Annotated in this window: 14 protein-coding genes and 1 pseudogene; 10 read left to right on the top strand and 5 right to left on the bottom strand. The window is 67.1% G+C overall.

Going from position 1 to position 19399, the window contains the following annotated elements:
• Positions 1–44 precede the first annotated feature (44 nt).
• The 4 genes from ABDV78_RS08920 to ABDV78_RS08905 are packed head-to-tail and all read right to left on the bottom strand — an operon-like array spanning position 45 to position 6185.
• On the bottom strand, positions 45–1037 hold the full coding sequence (locus ABDV78_RS08920; protein WP_343527039.1) for a DUF2891 domain-containing protein: 993 nt from the start codon (positions 1035–1037) through the stop codon (positions 45–47).
• On the bottom strand, positions 1034–1939 hold the full coding sequence (locus ABDV78_RS08915; protein ID WP_343527038.1) for a DUF979 domain-containing protein: 906 nt from the start codon (positions 1937–1939) through the stop codon (positions 1034–1036). Before ABDV78_RS08915 ends, ABDV78_RS08920 begins: the two co-directional genes overlap by 4 nt.
• A complete protein-coding gene (locus ABDV78_RS08910; protein ID WP_343527037.1) occupies positions 1936–2610 on the bottom strand; it encodes a DUF969 domain-containing protein in 675 nt (224 codons plus the stop codon). The genes ABDV78_RS08915 and ABDV78_RS08910 overlap by 4 nt, the downstream gene beginning before the upstream one ends.
• Positions 2610–6185, bottom strand: a complete 3576-nt coding sequence (locus tag ABDV78_RS08905) for a hydantoinase B/oxoprolinase family protein (RefSeq protein ID WP_343527036.1) — start codon at positions 6183–6185, stop codon at positions 2610–2612. The genes ABDV78_RS08910 and ABDV78_RS08905 overlap by 1 nt, the downstream gene beginning before the upstream one ends.
• 206 nt (positions 6186–6391) lie before the next feature.
• Between ABDV78_RS08905 and nhaA the strand changes: the two genes are divergently transcribed.
• The 10 genes and pseudogenes from nhaA to ABDV78_RS08855 all read left to right on the top strand — a co-directional run bounded on the left by nhaA (position 6392) and on the right by ABDV78_RS08855 (position 16972).
• Positions 6392–7573 (top strand): Na+/H+ antiporter NhaA, encoded by a 1182-nt coding sequence (gene nhaA, locus ABDV78_RS08900; protein WP_343527035.1) that lies wholly within the window; start codon positions 6392–6394, stop codon positions 7571–7573.
• Between the two features lie 56 nt (positions 7574–7629).
• Positions 7630–9741 (top strand): S9 family peptidase, encoded by a 2112-nt coding sequence (locus ABDV78_RS08895; protein ID WP_343527034.1) that lies wholly within the window; start codon positions 7630–7632, stop codon positions 9739–9741.
• 64 nt (positions 9742–9805) lie between these two features.
• Entirely contained in the window at positions 9806–10171 is a 366-nt protein-coding gene (locus ABDV78_RS08890; protein WP_343527033.1) for a YbaN family protein, read from the top strand.
• 44 nt (positions 10172–10215) lie between these two features.
• The gene (locus ABDV78_RS08885; RefSeq protein WP_343527032.1) at positions 10216–10434 is read left to right on the top strand and encodes a ParD-like family protein; all 219 of its coding nucleotides are present in this window, start codon (positions 10216–10218) and stop codon (positions 10432–10434) included.
• A gap of 1 nt (position 10435) precedes the next feature.
• On the top strand, positions 10436–11203 hold the full coding sequence (gene map / locus ABDV78_RS08880) for a type I methionyl aminopeptidase (protein ID WP_343527031.1): 768 nt from the start codon (positions 10436–10438) through the stop codon (positions 11201–11203).
• Positions 11204–11374: 171 nt separating this feature from the next.
• Complete coding sequence (locus ABDV78_RS08875) at positions 11375–13441, top strand: phospholipase C, phosphocholine-specific (RefSeq protein WP_343527030.1); 2067 nt, start codon at positions 11375–11377, stop codon at positions 13439–13441.
• A gap of 90 nt (positions 13442–13531) precedes the next feature.
• Positions 13532–13693 carry a hypothetical protein gene (locus tag ABDV78_RS08870; RefSeq protein WP_343527029.1) on the top strand — a complete coding sequence of 54 codons (162 nt, stop codon included), beginning with the start codon at positions 13532–13534 and terminating at the stop codon, positions 13691–13693.
• Positions 13690–14400: pseudogene (locus ABDV78_RS08865) on the top strand (glycoside hydrolase family 9 protein); the annotation flags it as partial. The gene ABDV78_RS08870 and the pseudogene ABDV78_RS08865, both read left to right, overlap by 4 nt.
• Before the next feature lie 100 nt (positions 14401–14500).
• Positions 14501–15487, top strand: a complete 987-nt coding sequence (locus ABDV78_RS08860; RefSeq protein WP_343527028.1) for a glycoside hydrolase family 9 protein — start codon at positions 14501–14503, stop codon at positions 15485–15487.
• Between the two features lie 39 nt (positions 15488–15526).
• Positions 15527–16972: a GH1 family beta-glucosidase gene (locus ABDV78_RS08855; RefSeq protein WP_343527027.1), complete on the top strand. Its 1446-nt coding sequence runs from the start codon at positions 15527–15529 to the stop codon at positions 16970–16972.
• A 117-nt stretch (positions 16973–17089) separates the two neighbouring features.
• Here ABDV78_RS08855 and ABDV78_RS08850 read toward each other — a convergent pair.
• The coding region (locus tag ABDV78_RS08850; protein WP_343527026.1) for a TonB-dependent receptor at positions 17090–19399 on the bottom strand (2310 nt) is incomplete at its 5' end.

The following is a 19399-nucleotide window of genomic DNA, read 5'->3' as shown; positions in this document are numbered from 1 at the left end:
ACCGGAGCAGCGATGGGAGCCGAGCAGCCCGCGACTTTTCTGGGCTATGCCGCCAATGCCAGCAGGGCGAAGGTCGCCAGCCAATGCTCCCCCATATAGTCGTCGCCCAGATGCGGCAGGCTGGCCGCGAGGTGATCGGCAGCGGTCGCTTCCGCGCGCGCGGCGACGGGATGGTCCGGCCCCAGCTTCGCCGCGATCGTGCGCCAGCACCAGGCGCGGCTGAGGTTCAGGCCGTCGAGATGCGCGATCTTGCCGTCGCTGCGGTCCGATACGAAGGCTGGGGTGAACAGCGTCGCCGGTGCGCCCGTCGCGGCGCGCGGCAGGAATGCGTCGAACCATGTGCGAAAGCCGGGCGCGTCGAGCACCCGGCTCATCACCAGCGCCTCGCTAAGCGCTGGCGACAGGAATTCGTCGCCACCCGGCTCCCACGCCTGACAATCCCGGTCGTCCGCGAACCAGCCAAGCACGGTCCGCGCGATCAACTTGCGGAGTGCCGGGTCTCGCCCCTCCGCCCAGTCCCAGGCGAGGGTCAGCGCGAAGCCCGTGTTGAAATGGGACCCGACGCGCAGCGGATAGGTGAGGCGCGGCAGGAACTGGTGCAGGCGATCGGCGAACAGTCGCGCCATCGGCTCCAACAGATCGGCCCAGCCCGCCTCGTGACGGCTCGCCTCGTCATGCAGCGCCAGCATCCAGGCCCAACCATAGGGCCGCTCGAACCCCGCCGCGCCGGGACGCTCAAGATAGGCCATCTCGCCCGCCACCTTGTCGGCGACGAACATCGCGTCGGCCCGCGCGCGGATCGCGGGCGCGACGGGCAGGTCCGGGTAGAGGCGGACCAGGCGCAGCAACTGCCACCAGCCATGGACGCAGCTATGCCAATCGAAGCTGCCGTAAAAGATCGGGTGAAGCTGTGCCGGGGTCCGCGCATCCTCCGGCCCGTTCATCACGTGCATCAGGACATTGGGATATTCGCGCCCGACATGCCCCAGGGTCATCGTCGCGAAATGGTGTGCGGTATCGCGGTCAAGCCGGGTCATGCGATCATTCCGTAAAGCAGGAGAATGTTGAAGGCGAGCAATGGCAAGGCGGTCGGCACCTGGGCGCGGATGACGCCATACCGGTCCTTCAGGTCCAGAAGAACGGCGGGCAACAGGTTGAAATTGGCCGCCATCGGGGTCATCAGCGTGCCGCAGAAACCCGCCAGCATCCCGACCGCCGCGACCATCGCCGGATCGCCGCCCAGCTGGTGGATGAGCAGGGGCACGCCGACCGCCCCCGCCATCACGGGAAAGGCGGCAAAGGCATTGCCCATGACGATGGTGAACAGCGCCATGCCCAGCGCATAGGCCAGCACCCCACCGATCACGCTGCCCGCCGGGATCAGCGTGCCGATCACCTGGCCGACGACCTGCCCCACCCCGGCGATCGCGAACACCGCGCCCAAGCTCGCCAGCATCTGCGGCATGACGGCGACCCAGCCGATATCGTCGATCAACCGTCCGCCGGCGACGAAGATTTCTGTCCCGCGTGCCTGCAACAGGATGCCGCAGGCGATCAGCGCGATGATGGTGCCGAGCGTCAGCGCGACGAGCGTGGCCTGTTTGGGATCGACCAGCCCCGGCATCTGCTTGAACAGCAATGTGCCCAACAGCGCCGCCGCCGGGATGATCAATGCGGGCGCGAAGACACGCGCGCCATGCCGGTCCTCCGACGGAGGAGCTGCCTCGGCCCGCCGCATCCGGCCCGACGCGGCGATCGCGACCAGCGCCAGCACCAGCACGCCGTTCGCGACATCGCCCAGCCGGTCGCCCGCCAGGAAGGACAGCGCAATCAGCCCCAGAAACGCCGCATTGGCCCAGCGCCGATCGCGCACTGCCAGCACGGCGAAGATCGTGAAGACCAGCCCCGCGACGCCATAGACGAGGTTCAGCCCGATCATCGCGCCTCTCCTGCCCCCCGGCGCGCAAGCCGCCGGTCGAGCAGCATCAGGCGGCCGCCATGAATGACGAACGCCGCGATCGCGGTCGGGATCGCCCAGACCGACAATTGGAATGGCTCAAGCACGATGCCATAGCCCTCCAGCACGCCCTTCATCAGCAGGATCGATCCGATCGCGAGGAAGATGTCCTCGCCGAAGAACACGCCCACATTGTCGGTCGCCGCCGCCATCGCCTTGACCCGTTCCGCCTCGTCGGTCGCGCCGTCACGCTGACGCTCGGCAGCGGCCTCGGCCATGGGGGCGACGAGCGGACGAACGGTCTGGGCCGGGCCTGCGATCGAAACCAGGCCCAGCGCCGCCGTCACCTGCCGGAAGAGCAGATAGCCGGTCAGGATCCGCCCCGCGGTCGCACCGCGCAGCCCGGCGACCAGCGCGCGTGCCCGTGCCTGAAGCCCGCGCCGTTCCAGCAGGCCGATGACCGGCAGGACCAGATAGATGGCGGTGACATAGCGCGTCTCGTTAAAGGCATGGCCGAAGGTCGCGACGATCCGCATCGGTTCCAGCCCCGCCGCCCATCCCGTGACGAGCGCCGAGGCGATGATGACCAGCAGCGGGTTGAAGCGCAGCAGGAAGCCGCCCGCGATGACGACGATCCCGGCCAGCACCAGCATCAGGCGGGCTCCCTTCCGAATCCGCCGCCACCCGGCGTCTCGATCACCAGCACGTCGCCGATCCCCATGTCGATCCGCGCGGTGGAGGCCAGCGGCTCGGCGCGGCCGTCCGCCCGCTCGACCCGGTTCACGCCCGCCTCCCCGTCCGCGCCACCCGCCAGTCCGAAGGGCGGCACCACCCGGCGGTTGCTGAGGATGCCCGCCCGCAAGGGGCGCAGGAAACGCAGCCGCCGCACCGTGCCGTCGCCCCCGCGCCGCGCGCCTGCGCCGCCCGACCCCCGCCGGATGGAGAAACGTTCGAGCAGCACCGGATAGCGTGTCTCCAGCACCTCCGGGTCGGTCAATCGGCTGTTGGTCATATGGGTCTGGATCGCGTCCGCGCCGTCATGGTCCGGCCCCGCCCCCGCGCCGCCCGCAATCGTCTCGTAATATTGATAGGTGTCGTCGCCGAAGGTCAGGTTGTTCATCGTTCCCTGGCTTCCCGCCATCGCGCCCAGCGCGCCCAGCAGCGCGTCGGTGACGACCTGGCTGACCTCGACATTGCCCGCGACCACCGCCGCCGGGAAATGCGGGTTCAGCATCGATCCCTCGGGCACGATGATCGTGACGGGGCGCAGGAATCCTTCGTTCAACGGCACCGCCTCGTCGACCAGCAGGCGCAGGACGTACAGCACCGCGGCGCGGGTGACGGACAGGGGCGCGTTGAAGTTGCTCGACCGCTGCGCGCTGGTGCCGGTGAAGTCGATCGTGGCGGTTCCCTCCGCCCGGTCGACCCGCACCGTGACCTCGACCGCCGCGCCGTCGTCCATGTCGTAGCGGAAATGGCCGTCCGTCAGGGTGGCGATCATCCGCCGGGCCATCGCCTCGGCATGCGACTGGACATGCGCCATGTAGCGGGTGACGACGCCCGCCCCCTGCTGCGCCGCCAGTTGCCGCAGCCCATCGGCCCCGCGCGCGCAGGCGGCGACCTGCGCGGCGAGGTCCGCGATATTCTGGTCGATGTTGCGCGCCGGATAGGGCCCGCTCGCCAGCAGTTCGCGGATCGCCTCCTCGCGCATGGCGCCGTCCTCGACGATCAGCACATCGTCGAAGACCACGCCCTCCTCGGCCAGCGTCGTGCTGTCGGGCGGCATGGAACCCGGCGTCGTGCCGCCGACATCGGCATGATGCCCGCGCGCCGCGACGAAATAGGCGGGCGTCGCGCCCCCGGCGAAGACGGGCATGATGACGGTGATGTCGGGCAGGTGCGTACCACCACGATAGGGATCGTTCAGCGCATAGACCTGCCCTTCGCGCATCGCGCCCTTGCGCGCGGCGATGACGGTGCGGATGCTTTCCCCCATCGATCCCAGATGGACCGGGATATGCGGCGCATTGGCGACCAGCCCGCCCTCCTCATCGAACAGCGCGCAGGAGAAATCCAGCCGCTCGCGGATGTTGACCGAGGCAGCACTGCGTTGCAGCGCGGCGCCCATCTCCTCGGCGATGCCCATGAACAGCCCGGCGAAAATCTCCAGCCGGACCGGATCGACCGCCTCTCCCGCCGCCTCTTCACGGCGCGGTGTGGTCCGTTCGAGCAGCAACGTCCCCTCGGCCAGTACCCGCGCGGCCCAGCCCGGTTCGACCACCACGGTCGACACCGGGTCGATGATCAGCGCTGGCCCCATGACCCGCGCATCGACCGCCAGCGCGGTGCGGTAATAGACCGGCGCGCGTCGCTCCGCGCCCGCCAGATAGAGGGTGGCGGTGGTCGCCGGCTCGCCCGACCGCACGGGCAGGACCGGCGGCGGCAGCGTCTGGGCATCGTCGCCGACGCTCGCCTCCACGCGCAATTGCTCGACCACCAGCGCATCGTCGCCGACAAAGCCGAAGCGCTGGCGATGCGCCGCCGCGAACGCCGCTCGCATCGCGGCGGGCGTGTCCCAGTCGATCGCGATCGTCTGGTCGTTGCGCGCATAACGAAGCTGGGCGAGCGCAGCGGTGCGGATCGCATTCGCCTCCACCCCCTGCGCGGCCAGGGCCGCACTCGCCTCGGCACGCAGGTCGGCCAGCGCGCCTTCGAGTGCGGGCGCGTCCAGCGGCAACGCCACCGTCGCCTCGCGCACCACGCTGCGTTCGGCCAGGCCGATCCCAACCGCCGACAGCACGCCCGCCAGCGGATGGATCAGCACCTGCTCCATGCCCAGCGCATCGGCGACCAGGCAGGCATGTTGACCGCCCGCCCCACCGAAACAGGCCAGCGCATAGGAAGCCGGGTCTTCCCCCCGTGCTACCGAAACCGCACGGATGGCGCGGGCCATATTGGCGACCGCGATCGCGACCAGCCCTTGCGCCGTCTCCATCGGGTCCAGCCGCTCGCCGGTCGCCGCCTCGACCGCCTGGAGCAGCGCGTCGAGCGCCGCCTCCGCCGCCTCTCGGTCGGGCGGCAGGTTGCGGTCGGGGCCGAACAGCGCCGGGAAATAATCGGGCTGGATCTTGCCAAGGATCAGGTTGCAGTCGGTCACCGTCAACGGCCCGCCGCGCCTGTAGCAGGCTGGCCCCGGATCGGCCCCGGCCGAGGCCGGCCCCACCAGCAACCGCCCGCCGTCGAAATGGCAGATCGATCCGCCACCCGCCGCAACCGTATCGATCCGCATCATCGGCACCGCCACGCGCACCCCCGCCAGCACCGCATCGGACATCCGGTCATAGGCCCCGGCATAGAGCGAGACGTCGGTGGACGTGCCGCCCATGTCGAAACCGATCACCCGGTCGAACCCGACCGCACCGGCGGTCCGCGCCATGCCGACGATCCCGCCCGCCGGCCCCGACAGCAGCGCGTCCTTGCCCCCGAAATGCTCGCCCGCGACCAGGCCGCCGCTCGACTGCATGAACAGCAGCCCGCCCTCGGAGGCGTCGCCCAGCGTCGCCTCCAACCCTGCGACATAACGGCGCAGGACCGGCGACAGATAGGCATCGACCAGCGTCGTATCGCCGCGCGCGACCAGCCGGATCAGCGGTGCGGTACGATGACTGACCGAAATCTGCGTGAAGCCCGCCGCCTGCGCCAGCTCGGCCAGTGCCGCCTCATGCGCCTGATGCCGCCAGCCGTGCATAAGCACGATCGCCACCGATCGCAGGCCCGCCTCATAAGCGCGCGCAAAGGCCCGCGCCGCCGCGTCGCGGTCCAGCGGGAGCAGCACCGTGCCGTCCTCGGCCACGCGCTCGTCAATCTCCACGACCTCGGCGAAAAGTGGCGCAGCGCGACGGATGTCACGGGCGAAGATGTCCGGCCGATCCTGATACCCGATGGTCAGCGCGTCGCCGAAACCGCGTGTGATGGCCAGCAATACCGGCTCGCCCTCGCGTTCCAGCAGCGCGTTGGTGGCGATCGTCGTGCCGATGCGGATCGTACAGGGGGGCAACGCCCCCTCCGCCACGCCGGTCAATTGCCGGATCGCCGCCTCCGCGGCGTCGTGCCGCCGGTCCGGGTCTTCGGACAACAACTTGGCGGTGACGAGCGTCCCGTCGGGCCGCCGCGCCGCCACATCGGTGAAGGTGCCGCCGCGATCGATCCAGAAGTTCCATTCAGCCATGGGCGCATCAAATGTCATCGATCGGCGTCGAGGGCTAGATCGGATCGACGTTCGGCGAAAATCGCGATCCGCCGCCCCAATGGTTGCGCCGCACCGTGACCGATGCGATATGGTTCGCGGGTGTCCGAGGCCGCAGATGCGGCGAACGGGCAGGTTCTTCACGCTGGTCGGGCCGCCAGCGACGATGCCTGTAACGGAGCCCCGCCATGCCCCCTGTCGCGCGTGCCAGCGCCATTCGCCGTTTCCTGACCTCGCAAAGCGCCGCCGGGCTGGTCCTGATGGCCGCCGCGCTGATCGCCCTGATCGTCGCCAATTCGCCTTGGGGCCATGGCTATGAGTCTCTGCTGCACAGTGCCATCGGGCCGCTGTCGCTGTCGCACTGGATCAATGACGGGTTGATGGCGATCTTCTTCCTGCTCGTCGGGTTGGAGATCAAGCGCGAGGTGCTGGACGGCCACCTGTCACGCTGGCCGCATCGTGTCCTGCCCGGCATCGCCGCGCTGGCGGGCATGGCCTGCCCGGCGATCGTCTATCTGCTGTTCAATCCAGGGGCTGCCGCATCGGGCTGGGCGATCCCGGCGGCGACCGACATCGCCTTTGCGCTGGCGGTCATCCGGCTGGTCGGCGACCGGGTGCCTGCTTCGCTGCGCATCTTCCTGGCGGCGCTGGCGATCATCGATGATCTGGGCGCGGTCCTGGTCATCGCACTGTTCTATACCTCCGGCCTGTCGGGGATCGATCTGGCGGGGGCGGCGCTCGTGCTGGCGGTGCTGGTCGGACTGAACCGGATGCGCGTGCGGCGCTTGTCGCCCTATCTGCTGCTGGGATTTGTCCTGTGGGTCTTCATGCTGCGGTCGGGCATCCATGCGACGATCGCGGGCATCCTGCTCGCCTTCACCATCCCGATGTCGCGCAGGCCGGCCAGGCGCGATGAAGGCGAGGCGGTGGCGGACAGCCCGCTCCACCGCCTGGAACAGGCGTTGCACGGCCCCGTCGGGTTCCTGATCCTGCCGCTGTTCGGGCTGGCCAATGCGGGGGTGCCGCTTCTGGGCCTGCCGCGCGGAGCATGGCTGTCGCCGGTGACGCTGGGGATCGCGGGCGGGCTGCTGATCGGCAAGGCGGTGGGGGTGTTCGGCGCGATCATGCTCGCGGTCCGGCTGGGGCTGGCGGACCGGCCCGCGCACGCGGGGACCGCACAATTGTTCGGCGTGGCGCTGTTGTGCGGGATCGGCTTCACGATGAGCATCTTCATCACCCTGCTGGCCTTTCCCGGCGACACGGCGATGCAGGCACAGGCCAAGCTGGGTGTGCTGGCGGGATCGTTTGTCGCCGGCGCGGCGGGCTATGCCGTGCTGCGCCTCGCCGGACGCGCGCGGCCCTTGCGCTGATCCGGCGGCGCGGCCATCCTGATCAGCGAACGCCTTTGGGGGACAGGATGATGAGAATGCGGTGGATGGCGGCGGCGAGCCTGGTTTCGCTGGCGGTTCCGGCGATCGCGCAGGATGCGGCGGTGCGCCCGCCCGTCGCCGCGAAAAAGCCCTATCAGGTGCCGTCTCCCAATGGCGCGCGCGAGGACGATTATTACTGGTTGCGCGACGACACCCGGAAGAACCCGGAAATGCTGGCCTATCTCAAGGCAGAGAACGCCTATGCCGATGCGCAGCTTGCCGCGCTCAAGCCGCTTCAGGCGAAACTCTATGACGAGACGGTCGCCCATATCAAACAGGACGACAGCAGCGTCCCCTATCGAAAGAACGGTTACTGGTACTCGTCGCGCTTCGTGACCGGCGCCGACTATCCGCTGATCGAGCGGCGTCAGGGCAGCGCGACCGCGCCCGCCACCCTGCTCTTCGATCAGCCCGCCATGGCGAAAGGCCATAATTTCTTCGCGCTGTCCGACTGGGCGGTCAGCCCGGACAACAAGATGATCGCCTGGGCCGAGGACACGGTCGGGCGGCGGCAATATGTCCTGAAGGTCAAGGACATCGCGACCGGCACGATCCATACCGACACGATCGCCAATATCGAGCCCAACATCGTCTGGGCCGCCGACAACCGCACCATCCTGTATGTCGCGAAAGATCCGGTGACGCTGCGCGGATATCGGGTCATGGCGCATGCGCTCGGCACGCCCGTCAGCGCAGACCGCATGCTGTACGAGGAGAAGGACGACACCTTCCAGATGGGGATCGGGCGGACGACCGACGACCGCTATATCTGCATCAGCGTCCAGAGTACGGTCAGCGACGAGCAGCGCTGCGCGCCCGCCGCCGCGCCCACCAGTTTCGCCATCGTCGCGCCGCGCGAGCGGGAGTTTCGCTATGCCGCCGACCATCTGGGCGGCCGCTGGATCATCCGCACCAACCGGAATGCCAAGAACTACAAGCTGGTGACGCTGGCCGATGCCGATGCGGCCAAGGGCGTCGCCGCATGGCGCGATCTGGTGCCGGCCAGCGACACGGTGTTCATCGAGGATTTCAAGCCGTTCAACGGCTTCGTGGCGATCGACCAGCGCGAGGGCGGCAACCGGATGATCCGCCTGCTGACCGATCAGGGCCGCTCCATCCCCGTCAAGGCGGACGAACCCGCCTATCGCATGGCCCTGTCCACCAACGAGGAGCCGGATACACCTTGGGTCCGCTACACCTATGGTTCGCTGGTCACGCCGACCACCACCTATGAAGTCAATGCCGGCACGGGCGAGCGCCGGACGCTGAAGGTGACGCCGGTGCCGGGTTACGATCCATCGCTCTATGTCACCGATCGGGTCTGGGCCCCCGCCCGCGACGGCACGCGCATCCCCGTCTCGCTTGTCTATCGCCGCGGCGTGAAGCGCGACGGCACCGCGCCGCTCTTCCAATATGCCTATGGCAGCTATGGCATATCGACCGATCCCTCGGTGGACCCAGCGCGGATCGGGTTGCTCGACCGTGGCATGGTCTATGCCATCGCGCATATCCGCGGCGGACAGGAGATGGGGCGCGGCTGGTATGATGACGGCCATCTGCTGAACAAGCGGAACACCTTCACCGACTTCATCGACGTGACCCGCTATCTCGTCGCGCAGAAATATGCCGCCCCCGGCCGTGTCGCCGCGATGGGTGGAAGTGCGGGCGGCCTGTTGATGGGCGGCGTCGCCAACATGGCGCCGCAGGATTACAAGGTGATCGTGGCGCAGGTCCCCTTTGTCGATGTGGTGACGACGATGCTCGACGCCTCCATCCCGCTGACCACCTTCGAATATGACGAATGGGGCAATCCGGCGAGCAAGCCCTATTACGACTATATGCTCAGCTATTCCCCCTACGACAATGTCGCGGCAAAGGCCTATCCGGCGCTTTATGTCGGCACCGGCCTGTGGGACAGTCAGGTGCAATATTACGAGCCCGCCAAATGGGTCGCCAAGCTGCGCGAGATGAAGACCGACGCCAACCCGCTGCTGTTCCGCGTCAACATGGAGGCCGGGCATGGCGGCAAGTCGGGCCGGTTCGAGCGTATCCGCCAGAATGCCGAGTGGCATGCGTTCATGCTGTCGCAACTGGGCGTGGCGAACTGAGCGCGATGGCGGCGGGGGCGGGCCGGGGGCGGCTTCCTGCCCCCACGACCGATAAGCGCGCCGCATGATACGGCTCGGCTGGCTCGTCCTGGGATGCATGTTCGTCGCCTTGGGCGTGATCGGTGCGATGCTGCCGTTGATGCCGACCACGGTCTTCCTGATCCTGGCGGCGGCCTGTTTCGCGCGTTCCTCGCCCCGGCTGGAGGCGTGGCTGCTCGATCATCCGCGTTTCGGCCCGACCTTGCGCGCATGGCGGCGGGACGGCGCGATCGGGCGGCGGGCCAAGGCGATGGCCTGTGGCGGCATCACGCTTGGCTATATCCTGTTTCTGGTGACCGCCTCGCCTCGCTGGCCGCTTGCGCTGCTGGTCGCGGGCATCATGGCCGGATGCGCGGCCTTCATCCTGAGCCGACCGACAGCGCGGTACTGAAGGCGGCTTGCCCTGGCCATATATGAAGCATATACGCTTCATATATGGGTATCGTAAAAATCGACGACGAACTGCATGAGCAGGTCCGCCGCGCCAGCACCGTGATGTGCCGGTCGATCAACGCGCAGGCGGAGTTCTGGATGAAGATGGGCATGCTGGCAGAGGCCAATCCGACGCTCAGCTTTCACGAGATCGTGAAGGCGCAGATGGCGGCGACCGACCTGTCTCCGTCGGATCCGCTCCCCCAGTCGCTGGTCGCCTGACATGGTGAAGACGGCCGACGAACTGGCCTTGATGCGTGTGTCGGGACGGTTGCTCGCCTCGGTTTTCGAGATGATCGACGGGCTGGCGCTGGCAGGCATGTCGACACTGGAGGTCAATGACCGGGTCGAGCGGTTCATCACCCATGACCTGTCCGCCCGTCCCGCGAGCAAGGGGCAATATGGCTTTGCCTATGTCCTCAACAGTTCGATCAACGCCGTCGTCTGCCACGGCGTGCCGGACGCGGCCGACGTGATCCGCGACGGCGACATCGTCAATTTCGACATCACGCTGGAAAAGAACGGCTTCATCGCCGATTCCAGCAAGACCTATATGGTCGGCGCCGTCGCGTCCGGTGCGCAGCGTCTGGTCCGCGTCGCGCAGGAGGCGATGTGGAAGGGCATCGCCCAGGTCCGCCCCGGCGCGCGGCTGGGCGATATCGGCGCAGCGATCGAGCGTCACGCCAAGGCGAATGGCTATTCGGTGGTCCGCGAATATTGCGGCCACGGCATCGGGCGCGAGATGCACGAGGCCCCCGATGTGCTGCACTTCGGGCGGCCCGGTACGGGAGCGATGCTGCGCGAAGGGATGACCTTCACCATCGAGCCGATGATCAACCAGGGCACGCACCGGGTTTCGACGGCCGAGGATGGCTGGACCGTGTTGACCGATGACGGCAAGCTCTCCGCGCAGTTCGAGCATACCGTGGCGGTGACGCCGACCGGGGTCGAGGTTCTGACCCTGCGCAAGGATGAGAAGACCACCCACTAGGCTTCGGAACGCGCCCCGGAATTTGCCCCTGCGAAGGTAGATTTTCGGCCGTGGGTCGGGAATGCCGATCGGACCAGGACCGGATCGCGTCCCATCGTCACACCCCGGTCAAACATCTCGGCCATGGCCGCGCCTTTCCGGCGATGGCCTGGTGCAGGAAGGATGGACAGGATGGTCGATGTCTCGCGGCGTTCGCTGCTGGCAACTGGAGCGGGACTGATCGGGGCGGCGGCATTCCCCCCGGCAATCGCCCGCGCCGCCGCGATCGCACCCGACCGGCGGACCGGCACGATCCGCGATGTCGAGCATGTGGTGATCCTGATGCAGGAAAATCGCGGCTTCGATCATTATTTCGGGACGATGCGCGGCGTGCGCGGCTTTGGCGATCGCTTCCCCATTCCGCTCGCCCCCGCCACACCGGGCGGGGCGACACGCACCGTCTGGCAGCAGATGGACCGCAACGCCGCCGACGGCCCCCGCCTCGTCTCTCCCTTTCATCTCGACACGGCCCGGCAGTTTGCCCTGATGCGGATGGAAGGGACACCGCACACCTGGCCCGATGCACAGGCCGCCTGGGATGAAGGCCGCATGGCACATTGGCCCGAAGCGAAGAAACCGCGCGCGATGGGCCATTATGCCCGCTCCGACCTGCCCTTCCAGTTCGCGCTCGCCGAAGCCTTCACCATCTGCGACGCCTATCACTGCTCGGTCCAGACCGGCACCAACACCAACCGCCTGTTCCTGTGGAGCGGGACCAACGACCCCGGTGGGACGATGGGCGGCCCCGCCATCGGCAATTCGCATGACAGCTTCGCCGAGGATGGCGGCGCGGCGGATCCCTATCGCTGGACCACCACGGTCGAGCGGATGCAGGCGGCGGGTGTGGACTGGCGCATCTATCAGGACATGGCCGACAATTTCACCGACAATCCGCTGGTCGGCTTCGCGGCATTCCGCGACGCGCATCAGGGGCGCGGCGACCAGGACCTGAAGGACCGTGCGCTGACCACGCGCGGGCTGGATGCGTTGAAGGCCGATGTGCTGGCCGGGCGGTTGCCGCAAGTCTCCTATGTCATCGCCACCGCGGCGGGGTCCGAGCACCCCAGTCCGTCGAGCCCGGCGCAAGGGGCCGCCTATACCGCCGAACTGCTCGACGCGCTGACCGCCGATCCGAAGGTCTGGGCACGGACCGCCCTGTTCGTCATGTTCGACGAGAATGACGGCTTTTTCGACCACGTCCCCCCGCCCGCCCCGCCGTCGCGCCGAGCCGGCGGACGTCCGATCGGCGCGACGGCGATCGATCCGGCGGGCGAATATCACGACATGCCATCGACGGGGGACGCGACGGTCGATCACCCCGCCTATCGCGGCCGCCCTTATGGCCTCGGCCCACGCGTGCCGATGTATGTCATCTCCCCCTGGAGCCGGGGCGGGTGGGTCAATTCGCAGGTATTCGACCATACGAGCGTGATCCGCTTTTTGGAGACGCGGTTCGGCTTTCACGAGCCCAATATATCGGCCTGGCGGCGCGCGGTCTGCGGCGACCTGACCAGCGCCTTCGATTTCGCCGCGAGCGATGGTGCGACGCCTCACCTGCCCGACCCGCGCGGACTGGCGACCCGCGCCGCCGCGATCAAGGGACAGGTCGCTCCTCCGGCCCCCGCCACTCCCGAAACGCCTTGGCAGGAGCCCGGCCTGCGCCGCGCGCGTCCCTTACCCTATCGACTGGCCGTCACCGAGCGAGCCGATCCCCACGGCATCCGGCTCCGTTTCGGGGCCGAGGGTGCGAGTGCGGTCTTCCACGTCTATGACCGTCTGGCCCTGGACGAGCCGCCGCGCCGCTACACGCTGGCGGCGGATAGCCGGATCGAGGATGTCTGGCCCTCTGATCCGATCCGCGGCCATGACCTGTGGGTGCTGGGGCCGAACGGGTTCCACCGTCATTTCGCCGCTCGCCATCGGGGTGCGATCGTCGAGAGCAGCGTCGACGATCGCGGCCTGATCCTGATCGTCCCGCCCGTGCTGACCGACCTTTCGATCGTCCGCCTGGAACCCGGCAGACCGGCGCCCTCCCCCCGTCCGCTCACGCCCGGCCGCCATCGTTGGTCGCTGGACGCGGCGCTCGGCTGGTACGATGTTACGCTCACCCGCACGGGCGATCCGCTCTATCGCCTGCGGCTTGCGGGGCGGCACGACCGACCCGGCCGCGCGACAGTCAGCGACCCGTTCCGCGCCTGACCTCATTCCCTCTTTCCCGACCAACGGACCGGCGATAGGATCGCGTTTACAAAAATCAGTTTGCTTAATTTTGGGGAGTCATGCGGGGCAATGCGCGCGCCACGGCGTCTGGTGGTCGATGGCGGGCGGCGCGCACTGGAAAAGGCGGTCGATGACGGCCCCCTCGCCGCTGGCCTCCGCCTTGTCGCGATCGGGCCAGCCGGCAGTAGAGCCCGTGGCCCCAGCGTCTCCCCCCGCAGCCCGCTGCTGTGAAACGCGCGGCCTTTCTTTTGCTGGCGCTGGTCGGGCTGGGCGGGACGGATGAGCCCGGTCCCCATCTCAATCAGGTCGGCTTCCGTCCCGATACCGCCAAGCGCGCGATCATCGCCGCCGGTGGATCAAAGCCCCTGCCCTGGGAATTGCTGGACGCCGCCGGCGGCGTCGTGGCGAGAGGCCGGACGACACCCTTCGGCGCCGATCCCGCCTCGGGCGACAAGGTTCATCAGATCGACTTCGGCAATTTCGGGACGCCCGGCACTTATCGCCTGCGCGTCGATGGTCGTACCAGCCATGTCTTCGCGATCGGACCCGACGTGTATCGCCCGCTGGCGCGCGCTGCGCTCAATTTCTTCTACCAGCAGCGCGCCGGGATCGCGATCGATGCGCGCTTTGCGGGGGCCAGCGAATGGGCGCGTGCAGCCGGACACACGAAGGAGGTCGTCACCTGTTTCAAGGGCTCCGACCTGGCGGGGACAGTCTGGCCCGGCTGTTCCTACCGGCTGGACGTCACCGGCGGCTGGTATGATGCGGGCGACCAGGGCAAATATGTCGTCAATGGCGGCATCGCGCTGTGGATGCTGCAAAATCTTTATGAGGTCGATACGGGCTCGCCGCCCTTCCCTGACGGCAGCGCCGCCCTGCCGGAGGCAGGGAACGGCATCGACGACCTTCTGGACGAAACCCGCTGGGAAATGCGCTTCCTGCTGTCGATGCAAGTGCCGGAGGGACAGACGCTGGCCCTGCCCGTCGGGCATCAGGGGCGTGGACCGTACAGACTGACGGTGATCGATGCGGGGGGGCATGGCGCATCACAAGATCGCCGACCGCAACTGGACCAGACTGCCCACCGCGCCCGCAGACGACCGCGAAGAGCGCTTGCTCTACCCGCCCAGCACCGCCGCGACACTGAACCTGGCCGCGACCGCCGCGCAATGCGCGCGCATCTGGCGAGGCGTGGACTCCGCATTCGCCGGACGCTGCCTCGTGGCGGCGGGCAAGGCCTATCAGGCGGCGCTGCGCCATCCCGACATCTATGCCGCGCAAGCCTTCAACGGCAGCGGCGGTTATGGCGACAACGACCTGTCCGACGAACTCTATTGGGCGACCGCCGAACTCTATGCCGCGACCGGCATGGCCGAACTGGCCGATGCGCTGCACCGGATGCCGCTCCACGCCGCGTCGCTCGCCGCCGAGCCGAACTGGGGATCGACCGCCGCGCTCGGCACGATCACGCTCGCCACCGCAGCCGGCGTGCCGCCGTCCGAACGTGCGGCGGCACGCGCCAAGCTGGTCGCGCTGGCCGATCGGTTCCTGGAGGAGGATGCCCGCTCGGGCTATCGCATTCCCTACGCCTCGGCCGCCTATCAATGGGGATCGAACAGCGGCATTCTGGGGCGAGGGATGATCCTGGCGCTGGCGGCGCGGTTCACCGGCCAGGCGCGCTACCGCGACGGCGCGGTCGATGCCATGGACTATGTGCTCGGCCGCAATCCGCTCGACCGGAGCTATGTCAGCGGGTTCGGCTGGAATCCGATGAAGCATCCGCATCATCGCTTCTGGGCGCACCAGTTCGACGCGAGGATGCCGGGGCCACCGCCCGGCGTGCTGAGCGGTGGAGCGAACAGCGCCAGCTTTCCCGAACCGGCCTCCGCGCCGCTCAAGGGGCGTTGCGTCGGGCAACGCTGCTGGATCGACGATGCGCGCGCCTATGCCCATAATGAGGTCGCGATCAACTGGAACGCGCCTCTGGTCTGGCTGGCGAGCGAACTCGCCGCACCGGCACGCTGAATTTCCATCATCACGATATTTTCGGAGAGGACGTTAAACATGGATCGTCGTAATTTCATGAAGACCGGCATGGCGATGGGCGGCGCCGCACTCGCCACCGGCGGCGCCACGCTGGCCGCCACGCGTGCGGCGGCCGCCACAGCCTCCGACCTCAGCTTTCCCAAGGACTTCCTCTGGGGTTGCGCCACCGCCTCCTATCAGATCGAGGGCGCGGTGAAGGAGGATGGGCGCGGCCAGACCAACTGGGACGTGTTCTCGCACACGCCGGGCAAGGTCGCGAACGGCGACACCGGCGACGTCGCCTGCGACAGCTATCACCGATACAAGGACGATATCGCGCTGCTGCAGAATCTGGGCGTGAAGGCTTATCGCATGTCGATCGCCTGGTCGCGTATCTTCCCCGAGGGACGCGGTAAGCCCAACCAGAAGGGGCTGGACTATTATAACCGCGTGATCGACGCGTTGCTGGCGGCGGGCATCCAGCCCAATGTCACCATGTTCCACTGGGACCTGCCCCAGGCGCTGCCCGGCGGATGGCAGAATCGCGACACGGCCAAGGCGTTCGCCGATTATGCAGGCTTCATGGCGGGCAAGCTGTCCGACCGCGTCCACCGCTTCATGACGGTCAACGAACTGCGCTGCTTCACCGATCTGGGCCATATGGTCGGCATCCATGCGCCCGGCCTGAAGCTGCCCCAGGGCCAGGTGAACCAGGTCCGCCACCATGGCGTCCTCGCGCACGGCCTGGGCGTCCAGGCGATCCGCGCCGATGCCAGGGCCGGCACCGAGGTCGGCATCGCCGACAATGCCAGCATCTTCGTCCCCGTCATCGAAACGCCCGAGCATATCGAGGCGACGAAGAAGGCGATGCGGGAAGAGAACGCCATGTTCCTGACCGCCGTCATGGAAGGCCGCTACATCGACAGCTATCTGGCCAGTGCCGGGGCGGATGCGCCCAAGGTCCAGGCGGGCGACATGGCCGCGATCGGCAGTCCGCTCGATTTCGTCGCGCTCAACATCTACACGCCGACCTTCGTCAAGGCGAACCCGAACGACCCGCGCGGCTACACCCCCCTGCCGCATCTGAAGAACTCGCCGCGTATGGCGTCACCCTGGCTCTATGTTGGCCCCGAAGCCGCCTATTGGGGCGTTCGCGCGGTCAGCGAGATGTGGAGCCCCAAGGCGATCTACATCTCCGAGAACGGCACCTCGGCGGACGATGTGCTGAACGACAAGGGGCTGGTCGATGACGGCGACCGGATCATGTACCTGCGCAACTATCTGGGCCAGTTCCGCCGCGCCGCCGCCGAGGGCTATCCGCTCAAGGGCTATTTCCTGTGGAGCCTGATGGACAATTTCGAATGGGCCGACGGCTATGGCCTGCGCTTCGGCCTGCACCATGTCGACTATGCCACCCAGAAGCGCACGCCGAAACTGAGTGCGCAATGGTACAAGGAACTGATCCGCCGCAACGCGCTGGTCTGATCCTTTCCCGTCCATGCCACGAACCCCGCCGGTCGCCCGACCGGCGGGGTTTTTCATGAGAGAACGGGACGGAAGCCAGGACGCCGGCGGGAGCGCTGGGCGCCCCCACCCGGCCGATCAGAAACGGAACCGGATGCCCAGGCCGTAATAGCGCCCCTCATCACGCACATCGCGGGGATAGGACAGGCCGTTGCCATAGCTGCGATAGTTGTTGAACGGCTTGGCCAGCAGATTGGCGGCGTCGAAGGCGACCGTGATTTCCTTCGCGATGTTGTAGTTGAACGAGAAATCGAGCCGCTGGATCCGGGTCGTGCCCTCGCCATTGTAGAAGCCGTCGCCGTTGATGAAGTTGCCATTCAGAAAGGCGTCGCGGTTGTTGAACGACAGCCGGGTCGACACATCCCCCTTCTCGTAGAAAAGCGCGATATTGTAGGTCCATCGCGACAGGCCGGTGATCGGCACGAAGGGCGGCTCGGTGGTGCCGCCGTTCGACGCGAACAGATTGACCGGGTAGCGCTGCTTACCCTCCAGATAGGTCACGTTCGCCTGGAGGCCGAAACCGCTCCACAGGCCGGGTAGGAAGTCGAAGAAGGTCTGGCCGCCGACCTCGACACCCTTGATCCGGCCGGCGCCCGCATTCTCTGGACGCGAGATTTCGATCAGCCCATAGAAGGGATCGATCGTGCGATTGACGTAATTGCTGATGAAGCCATTGAGATCGCGGTAGAACACCGCCGCCGTCAACGACGCGGTCGGAGAGAAATAATATTCGACCGTCGCGTCGTAGTTGGTCGAAGTCAGCGGCTTCAGATCGGGATTTCCGCCGCTGCCATAGGCGTTGGGACGGGTATTGAGCCCTGCGGGAAAGCGCGGGTCGAGCGGCTGGTCCGGGATCACCGCCTGGGTGTTCTGGGCAATGTTCAGCGCCGGGTTGAGCTGACCGAATTCGGGCTTGGTCCGCGTCTTGGTGATGCCGAAACGGATCTGCAACTTCTCGTCCGGGCGGATGCGCAGAGAGAAATTGGGCAGCACATCGACATAATTGGCGCGGGTCGTTCGCGGTTCGCTACGCCGGACGCCATTGAATTCGACCGTGGAGATACCGCTATAGCGGCCCACCGTGTTGACGACGCGCGTGCCGACCAGGCCGTCGAAGCGCACGGAACCGATGTTGAACTCATATTTGGCCTGCCCGTAAAAGGCATAGGTCTGTTCCGTCGCGAAGAAGGCCGCCAGCGGATCGAGCTGGACCGTCGGCGTGGCGAAGCGGCTGAGCGCATCGCGATAGCCTTGATCGGATGGATTACTTACGACCAGCTTTTGAAGCGCGTCGAATGCGAACTGGCGAAGCTGCGCCGCATTGCCGGCAATGCCTTCGCGGGATGGCATCAGCCAGCTGGTGAAGCCCTGATTGCTGCGAAACGCATTCTGGGTCAGCCCCAGTTCGCCGGTCGGCGTCTGGGCCAGCGGAATCGCCAGCAACTCGGTATAGGCATAGCGATTGCCCCGGCGCAGCGATGCATCACGATCGGTCCAGCGGACGCCGAACTGCAACCTGGGTAAGAGGGCGAGATCGGTTTCCAGGTCCGCGTCGGTGCGCCACTGCCACCCCTTGCCCTGCACGCGGTAGGTCGCCTCGAAATAGCCACGCCAGAGGTAGTTGGCCGGATTCTTCGCGTCGAAGCCGGGCAAATCGAACGACACGCCATCATTGACGAAAAAATTGACATTGGCGACCGGCGGCGCGGCGAAGGCCGTGTCGAAGCTCCATTCATCCTCGCCATATTGTGAGTTGGTATAGGCCAGATCGGTCGACAAATGCGCACGGCCGACGTCCCATTTGGCACCGCCCGCCGCCTGATAGGTGTTGGTGTACCCCTTGCGCGTGCTGCGATACGCCTCAGGACGATAGCCGCCGGTCTTGGTCAGGCTCTGGACCTGAAGCGGCTGTCCGGGCCGCAGCACAACATCGCTGAGCGTCGGATTGTTGTCGAGCAGCGGGACACGGAACCAGTCATTGGCGATCTCGCCGCGATACCCCTGGTAGAGGAAGTCATAATAAAGTTCGAGATTGTGCGCCGGGCGCCACTGGACGCTGGCGTTGATCGCCGGACGCCAGCGCTTGCCACTATCGTTATAGACGCCGACCGCCGTCGGAATCTCGAAGTCGCGGCCTACCGAACCGGGCAGGACGGTCGTACCGGGCGTGGGCTTGTTGGTGCCCCCCTCGCCCCAGCGGACCGCGTTGCGATACTGCGCCTGGGTATAAGCGGCGTTGATCAACCAGCCGATCTCGCCGATCTCAGAGCCCGACCGAAAATTGAGTTGAGCGATTTCAGCCAGTTGTGATTGATCGAGGGTTGCGAAGACCACGGAGATCACATGGGCTGGACCAAAACCGCTCGGCGCGAGCATGACAGAAGAGGT

Source organism: Sphingomonas sp., from assembly GCF_039594485.1.
Classification (GTDB): Bacteria; Pseudomonadota; Alphaproteobacteria; order Sphingomonadales; family Sphingomonadaceae; genus Sphingomonas.
Note: the sequence above shows the minus strand (reverse complement) of the source record. Positions and strands in the feature narration are given on the sequence as shown.

Coding starts and splice junctions, on each gene's coding strand:
- ABDV78_RS08920 (WP_343527039.1), bottom strand. CDS start 1,037: ATGACCCGGCTTGACCGCGATACCGCACACCATTTCGCGACGATGACC.
- ABDV78_RS08915 (WP_343527038.1), bottom strand. CDS start 1,939: ATGATCGGGCTGAACCTCGTCTATGGCGTCGCGGGGCTGGTCTTCACG.
- ABDV78_RS08910 (WP_343527037.1), bottom strand. CDS start 2,610: ATGCTGGTGCTGGCCGGGATCGTCGTCATCGCGGGCGGCTTCCTGCTG.
- ABDV78_RS08905 (WP_343527036.1), bottom strand. CDS start 6,185: ATGGCTGAATGGAACTTCTGGATCGATCGCGGCGGCACCTTCACCGAT.
- nhaA (WP_343527035.1), top strand. CDS start 6,392: ATGCCCCCTGTCGCGCGTGCCAGCGCCATTCGCCGTTTCCTGACCTCG.
- ABDV78_RS08895 (WP_343527034.1), top strand. CDS start 7,630: ATGCGGTGGATGGCGGCGGCGAGCCTGGTTTCGCTGGCGGTTCCGGCG.
- ABDV78_RS08890 (WP_343527033.1), top strand. CDS start 9,806: ATGATACGGCTCGGCTGGCTCGTCCTGGGATGCATGTTCGTCGCCTTG.
- ABDV78_RS08885 (WP_343527032.1), top strand. CDS start 10,216: ATGGGTATCGTAAAAATCGACGACGAACTGCATGAGCAGGTCCGCCGC.
- map (WP_343527031.1), top strand. CDS start 10,436: ATGGTGAAGACGGCCGACGAACTGGCCTTGATGCGTGTGTCGGGACGG.
- ABDV78_RS08875 (WP_343527030.1), top strand. CDS start 11,375: ATGGTCGATGTCTCGCGGCGTTCGCTGCTGGCAACTGGAGCGGGACTG.
- ABDV78_RS08870 (WP_343527029.1), top strand. CDS start 13,532: ATGCGCGCGCCACGGCGTCTGGTGGTCGATGGCGGGCGGCGCGCACTG.
- ABDV78_RS08860 (WP_343527028.1), top strand. CDS start 14,501: ATGGCGCATCACAAGATCGCCGACCGCAACTGGACCAGACTGCCCACC.
- ABDV78_RS08855 (WP_343527027.1), top strand. CDS start 15,527: ATGGATCGTCGTAATTTCATGAAGACCGGCATGGCGATGGGCGGCGCC.